Genomic DNA, 6,258 nt, shown 5'->3' with positions numbered 1-6,258 from the left:
CCACAGGAAGGCGGGCAAACACAAGCGCCCCCTGCCCCCCCCCCCCCCCCCCCCCACCCTCCCCCCCCCCCCCCCCCACGCCCATGTGTTCTGTCGGCCGGGTCCCGGCCGGGTCAGAGCGCGACGATGCCCTCGCCGCCGACTCCGTCCGGGACCTTCGTGGTGCTGATCTTGGTCAGCGAGCCGTCCTTGTGGATACGGAACGCGTCCACGGCGCCCGCGCCGCCGGTCTGGACGTAGAGGAACTGGCCGTCGGGCGTGATGGACGAGTCCACCGTGCCCACGCCCGTGGGCGTGTTGCCCAGGCGCTGGAGGCGGGCCTCACGGTTCTGGTGGAAGCGGGTGACGGTGTTGCTGCCCGCGTTGGACGCGAAGAAGTGGTCGCCCGTGCGGGAGACCCAGCAGGTGGCCTGCTGCCCGGTCGGTGCCGCGTCGACCAGGGTGGTACGGCCGTCCTTGTGGATACGGAACGTCAGGAGGGCGTCCTCCACACCGTCGGCGACAACCAGCCGGTTCTGCGCGTCGAAGGTCAGCCCGAACGGCTGCGCGCCCGGCTTGCTGTCCACGACGGGCTTGTGCGACAGCACGCCGTCCTGGGTGAGGTGGAAGATCTCGATGCTGTTGCCACCCAGCTTGGTGGTGACGACGAGCTGCGATCCCTCGGGGGTGAAGGCCACCTGGCCCGGGGTGTGGGTGAACTCGGGCGCGGCGCCGGTGTTCAGACGCAGCGCACGGTGCCAGGCCTCGACGCGGTGCAGCTTGCCTTCCTTGAGCCGGAAGCCCTGGATGGAGCCGCCCTCGCGCGCGTTGAGTACGAAGACCCGGTCCCCGTGCGCGGTGACGCTGACCGGGAACACGCCGCCGGACTCGATGACCTGCTTGCGGTGCAGCCGGTCGCCGTCGACCGCGAACACCGTGATCGTGTTGCTGCCCGCGTTGACCGCGTACAGCAGCTTGTTCTGATGGTCGTACGTCAGCGATCCCTGCGAGGCCAGGTGGTCCACGACGGAGCCGCCGAGTACACCGCCCTTGCCGCCGGTGCCGTAGATCACGCGCTTGTGCAGGGAACCGTCGGCTTCGCGGCTGTAGGCGATCACCTGATTGCCCTCGACGCGGTCGTTCTGGACGAACACCACCTTGCCGTGGTGGTCGGCGGACGGGGCGGGGCCGGTGGGTGCCGCGGTGGCGGGCACGGCGAAGGCGGCCGTCGAGAGGGCCACGGTCACGGCGACCTTGACGATACGAGCGAACCTGCGGGTAGTTGTCGGCATCTGCCTTTTCCTGAGTCGGGCCGGCCGGGCGCGACTCCTGTGAGGAAGGCGTACACGACGGTCGGCGCGGAGCGTCATTCCGCCGTCATCGTGAGGGACGAACGGCCCGCGCCGACGGACCGCCGCCCACCGGGTAACCCGTCCGGATGGATCGAGGGCGGCGAACGGTGGCACACGGGCAGGCACATGCCGGGGGGACGGTGTCAGGCGGAACGGTTCTCCGCGCTGACCATCCAGGCGTGCTTCTCCAGGGAGTCGATGATCGAGTGCAGCAGGTCGGCCGTGGACGGATCCTCGCTGTCGACCTGGTCATGGAGGGTGCGCAGCGTATCGACGGTGGCCCGCAGGCGCGCGGTGATGAGGTCGACGACGGCATGCACGCTCTGCACCCCCTGCGGGAACGCGGGGAGCGTGGTGGTCGCCGACACCGTGTCGGAGCGGCCGTCCGGCCAGGCCTCCAGCGCGCGCATGCGCTCGGCGATGGTGTCGGCCGACTCCCGCGCGTCGTCGACGACCTCGTCGAGTTGCAGGTGCAGGTCGCGGAAGTTGTGCCCGACCACGTTCCAGTGCGCCTGCTTCCCCTGGAGATGCAGCTCGACGAGATCCACCACGATCTGCTGCAACGCCCGGGAGAGCTGTGCCGAGGCCGTGAACTCCGGCACATCGGACTCCGAACGCCGGGAACCCCCAGGGGCGGAGGAAGCGGGCATGACGTATCTCCTTCGAGAGCACCGGAGGGCGGACCCCTGGGAGAGACGGGACAGGGGGTCCGTTGATCTACGTCCTCAAGCCTTACGAAGGTCCCTTTCCGCCGCCACCGGGCGTTAGTCCGTCTGCTCCCGCTTGGAGCCCAGGGCCCGGTGCCCGGTCAGTACGTGAAGCGGCGCACGGCCTCCGGGTGGATGACGACGCGGAGGTGCTCGGTGGCCAGCATCGTGGCGAGACTGTCGGCCCGGGTCCGGTCGTCGAGGTCCCAGTAGCGAGCGGCGAGCCGGGAGCACAGCTCGCGCGCCCCGTCGGCCTCGATCGTGACGCGGCCGACGACGGACACCCAGCGCTCGCGCTCACCCACCGGCGCCGCGACCACGATCGACGCGCGGGGGTCGTCGCGCAGCCGCCGCACCTTCAGTGAGTCCGGCTCCGTGAAGAGCTGGATCGTCCCCTCCGCGGTGGCCTCGAACCACACGGGCCGTGGCTGTGGCGGCTGCGTCCCCCCGGCCACGGACAGGAACCCGTGCAGGGGACGTCCGAGGAACTCCAGGTCCTCGGCGGTCAGAAGGCTGGTGCCGGTGCTCATGGCGGCCCTTTCGGAAGACGATGACGGTGGGCAGGGGCAGAGGACGACGATGGCGGTGGCGGGCCGTGGTGAGGGTCAGGGGCGCCAGGCTCCCGCCGCCGCGGCCCGCACGACGTACTCCTCGAAGGCCCGTGGTTCCCGCCCCAGCACGGTGGCGACACCGTCCGTCGTTGCGGCGCCCACCCCACGCTCCATCAGCACGAACATCTCCGCGAGGCCATGGGCGTCGTCCTCGCCCCAGCCCTCCTCGGCCAGCGCCGCGCTGTACTCGGCGGGGGAGACCCGCTTGTAGGTGAGGGGCCGCCCGGACGCCCGGGAGATCAGCTCGACGGCCTCGGCGAAGGTCAGCGCGCGCGGCCCGGTCAGCTCGTAGATCCGCCCGGCGTGCCGGCCGGGCTCGGCCAGCACCGCGGCCACGGCGTCGGCGACGTCCTCCACGTCGATGAACGGCTCGGGGACCTCACCGGCCGGGAGCGCCAGCTCTCCCGCGACCAGCGGCGCGTGGAACACGTCCTCGTCGAAGTTCTGGTTGAAGTTCGACGGCCGCAGAACGGTCCACTCCAGCGCCGAGCCGCGCACGGCGTCCTCGGCCGAGCGCATGTCCAGCCCGAACGCGGACTCGCCCCAGGTGTCGACCCCGTGCCCGGAGAGCAGGACCAGCCGCCGTACCCCGGCCGCCTCGGCCCGCGCCACGAACTCGTGCACCGGTCCCGGCACGGACGGCGGAACCACATAGACGGCGGTGACGCCCCGCAGGACCGCGTCCCAGCCGTCGGGCTCGGACCAGTCGAAGCGGGTCCGGCTCGATCGGGAGGCGGCGCGCACCTGCGTGGTGCCGTGCAGCCGCAACCGGGCGGCGACCCGCCGGCCGGTCTTGCCGGTGGCGCCGAGGACGAGGGTGGTGTCGAGGGTGGTGTCGTTGCTCATGACCACGAGTCAACGGCACCCGCGCGGACGAATCCATGGGTGAAGAGCCGGATCACCTTTGTCATCGTCTAGCCTCGGCCGGGTGGACGCGTTCGGAGACCTCTTCCGCGGGATGCGGGCCCAGGGCTCGTTGTTCGCCAGCTCGACCCTCTCCCCGCCCTGGGCGCTGCACTTCGTGGACGGCGCCCCGCTGACGTTGTGCACCGTCCTCGGCGGGGCGGGCTGGATCGTGCCGGAGCACCGCCCGCCCGAACACCTCCGCGCCGGAGAGACGCTCATCGTGCGCGGCCCCGAACCGTTCACCTTCGTCGACGAGGTCGGCACCCGGGCCGAACCGGTCGCGTGCGGCGAGCACTGCGCGACGCCCGAACAGGGCGGGACCCGGCACCGGCTCGGCTGGAACGACGGCAGCTGCGACGACTCCGGTGACGGCGCGACCACGCTGATCGTCGGCGCCTACCCGGTGCGCGGCGAGATCAGCCGCAGGCTGCTGGACGCGCTGCCCGTCGTCCTGCGCGTCGCCTCCGGCGGCGGGGCCGACGCCGTACTGGACCACCTCGCCGCCGAGGTCGCCACCGACACCCCGGGCCAGCAGGTGGTCCTGGACCGGCTGCTGGACTGGTTGCTGGTCTGCGCGGTGCGCGAGTACTTCGACCGGCCCGGCGGCGAGCCGCCCGCCTGGTACGCCGCCCAGCGGGACCCGGTGGCGGGCGACGCGCTGCGCCTGCTGCACGCCGAACCGGCGGCGCCCTGGACGGTCTCCTCGCTGGCCGGCCGGACCGGAGTGTCGCGTTCCACGCTCGCGAAGCGGTTCGCCGACCTGGTCGGCGAACCCCCGCTCACCTACCTGACCCGCTGGCGCATGACACTCGCGGCGGACCTGCTGACCGAGCGCGAGACGGCGACCGTCGCCGAGATCGCGCGCACCGTGGGCTACACCGACGCGTTCGCGTTCAGCGCGGCGTTCAAACGGATCCGGGGCGTCAGCCCGAGCGAGTTCCGGCGCGCGGGCGCCACACGGTAGCCGACGGGACACACACCAGGCGGAAGGGGATGCTCCGTCCCGCCCGCGCGCCGTCCCGAGCCGATACGGTGACGCCAGGGGAGGGGGCACCATGATGGAGACGGTCTTTCACAGCGATGACCTTCCGGCGGCGGAGCGGCTGGCCCGCTTCGACGCGTTCCAGGTCGGCAGTCTGTACCCGATGCGGGTGGAGAGCGGCGAGCGGGCGCGGTTCAGTGCCACGGCGCGGGCGCTGGACCTCGCGGCCGTGAACGTCATCGCGCTGACCTGCTCACCCTCGGACGTACAGCGCACACCGCGGCTGATCCGGCGGTGCGACCCCGAGCTGTACTCGGTCGTCTTCGCCCTGCGCGGCGGGCTCGGCGTCGTCCAGGACGCCCACGAGGTGGAGTTGGGACCGTACGACTTCGCGCTGTACGACAGCTCGCGCCCCTTCGACGTGAGGATCGCCGCCGACCGCGGGACGGCCGCGCTCGTACACGCCCTCGTACCGCGCGCGCTGCTGCCCCTGCCCGTGGACCGGAGCGCGGGGCTGATCGCGGTGCCGCTCCCGGGCCGCGAGGGCGTGGGGTCGCTGCTCACCCAGTTCCTCACCAGCCTGACCACCGACTCCGCCGCCTACCGGCCGGCCGACGCCCCCCGGCTGGGTACGGTCGCCCTCGACCTGCTGACCGCGGTACTCGCCCACCACCTCGACGCCGACACGCGCGTGCCGGACGGCTCCCGGCAACGCGCCCTGTTCCTGCGCATCGAGGCGTTCGTACAGCAGCATTTGCACGACCCCGAGCTGTCACCGGGCGCCATCGCCGCCGCCCACCACATCTCCGTCAGCTATCTGCACCGTCTCTTCCGCGCGCGCGACGACACCGTCGCGTCCTGGATCCGCGAGCAGCGCCTCGAACGCGCCCGCCGTGACCTCGCCGACCGTGCGCTACGGACCATCGCCGTCCACCGGATCGCGGCCCGCTGGGGCTTCCCGGACCACGCCACCTTCACCCGCGCCTTCCGCGCCGCCTACGACCTCCCGCCCCGGGACTACCGCCGCCAAGCCCTCGACTCCCCGGCGTAGCCGGCTTTCGCGTGGCCGCCGTCTCCCCTGTGGACGGCGGCCACGGAGGCCGAAACACCGAGACCCCTTGCACAGCCCGTGAAGGCCAGGCAGGGGGCGCGGTGTTGGCAGTCAGAGGAGCAGGGCGAGGATCCCGGTGACGGTGCCGGCCGACGCGATGGCCGGGCGGAATATCACCACGTCCGGCCCACCCACAAGAATTCGATCGAACCGCTGTATTCCCGGACGGTATGGAGGGCGTCGTCCCCATCGTTGATGAGGAAGTTGCCGTTCTGGTTCTGGATTCTGTCGTCGTCGGCAGTCCAGAACTGTCCGGAGCGGTTTCCACAGGGAGCCAGCCAGACGGCGTTCCACTCGGACTTGTTGTCCGTGGTCAGGCAGGCACCGGTGGCGACATTCACCAGCCGCTTCATCGTGTGACCTTGCCAGCTGTTCGACTCGGAGCCCCAGTACCACTGCTGCCGAATAGTGCTGGCGCAACTAAGACCGTGTCCTACATGGTCAGTTTGAGGAGCCGTTTGTAGCAGCAGAGAGCGGATGCAAGGCCGAGAAAGGCCAGGTAGTTGTCTGGTTTCCGTTCGTAGCGGTGGTTGAGGCGTCGGTACCCGGTCAGCCAGGACATGGTGCGCTCGATCACCCACCTGCGCCGGCCGAGCCGTTCGCTGGAGTC

Annotated in this window: 8 protein-coding genes; 2 read left to right on the top strand and 6 right to left on the bottom strand. The window is 71.4% G+C overall.

The genetic code is table 11. The features are described from left to right. Positions 1-113 precede the first annotated feature (113 nt). The 4 genes from ACZ7LS_RS33080 to ACZ7LS_RS33065 form a co-directional block, all read right to left on the bottom strand. Positions 114-1,271: a lactonase family protein gene (locus ACZ7LS_RS33080; protein WP_382671795.1), complete on the bottom strand. Its 1,158-nt coding sequence runs from the start codon at positions 1,269-1,271 to the stop codon at positions 114-116. 203 nt (positions 1,272-1,474) lie between these two features. Continuing rightward, positions 1,475-1,981, bottom strand: coding sequence for a Dps family protein (locus ACZ7LS_RS33075; protein ID WP_382525623.1), 507 nt, complete (start codon positions 1,979-1,981; stop codon positions 1,475-1,477). A gap of 158 nt (positions 1,982-2,139) precedes the next feature. After that, positions 2,140-2,568, bottom strand: a complete 429-nt coding sequence (locus ACZ7LS_RS33070) for a pyridoxamine 5'-phosphate oxidase family protein (protein WP_382671798.1) — start codon at positions 2,566-2,568, stop codon at positions 2,140-2,142. Positions 2,569-2,643: 75 nt separating this feature from the next. After that, a complete protein-coding gene (locus tag ACZ7LS_RS33065) occupies positions 2,644-3,495 on the bottom strand; it encodes an NAD(P)H-binding protein (RefSeq protein WP_385137429.1) in 852 nt (283 codons plus the stop codon). Positions 3,496-3,577: 82 nt separating this feature from the next. Between ACZ7LS_RS33065 and ACZ7LS_RS33060 the strand changes: the two genes are divergently transcribed. Together ACZ7LS_RS33060 and ACZ7LS_RS33055 are read left to right on the top strand one after the other, a co-directional pair. Next, on the top strand, positions 3,578-4,519 hold the full coding sequence (locus ACZ7LS_RS33060; RefSeq protein WP_385371670.1) for an AraC family transcriptional regulator: 942 nt from the start codon (positions 3,578-3,580) through the stop codon (positions 4,517-4,519). Between the two features lie 94 nt (positions 4,520-4,613). Further along, complete coding sequence (locus ACZ7LS_RS33055; protein ID WP_469450111.1) at positions 4,614-5,588, top strand: AraC-like ligand-binding domain-containing protein; 975 nt, start codon at positions 4,614-4,616, stop codon at positions 5,586-5,588. Between the two features lie 173 nt (positions 5,589-5,761). On the opposite strand, the gene ACZ7LS_RS33050 is transcribed toward ACZ7LS_RS33055, so the two are convergent. Together ACZ7LS_RS33050 and ACZ7LS_RS33045 are read right to left on the bottom strand one after the other, a co-directional pair. Next, positions 5,762-6,001, bottom strand: coding sequence for an RICIN domain-containing protein (locus ACZ7LS_RS33050; RefSeq protein WP_129773292.1), 240 nt, complete (start codon positions 5,999-6,001; stop codon positions 5,762-5,764). 80 nt (positions 6,002-6,081) lie between these two features. Continuing rightward, positions 6,082-6,258, bottom strand: a 177-nt coding sequence (locus tag ACZ7LS_RS33045) for a transposase (protein ID WP_385133803.1), incomplete at its 5' end; no start/stop codon positions are given.

The organism is Streptomyces sp. NPDC039430 (genome assembly GCF_055639435.1).
Note: the sequence above shows the minus strand (reverse complement) of the source record. Positions and strands in the feature narration are given on the sequence as shown.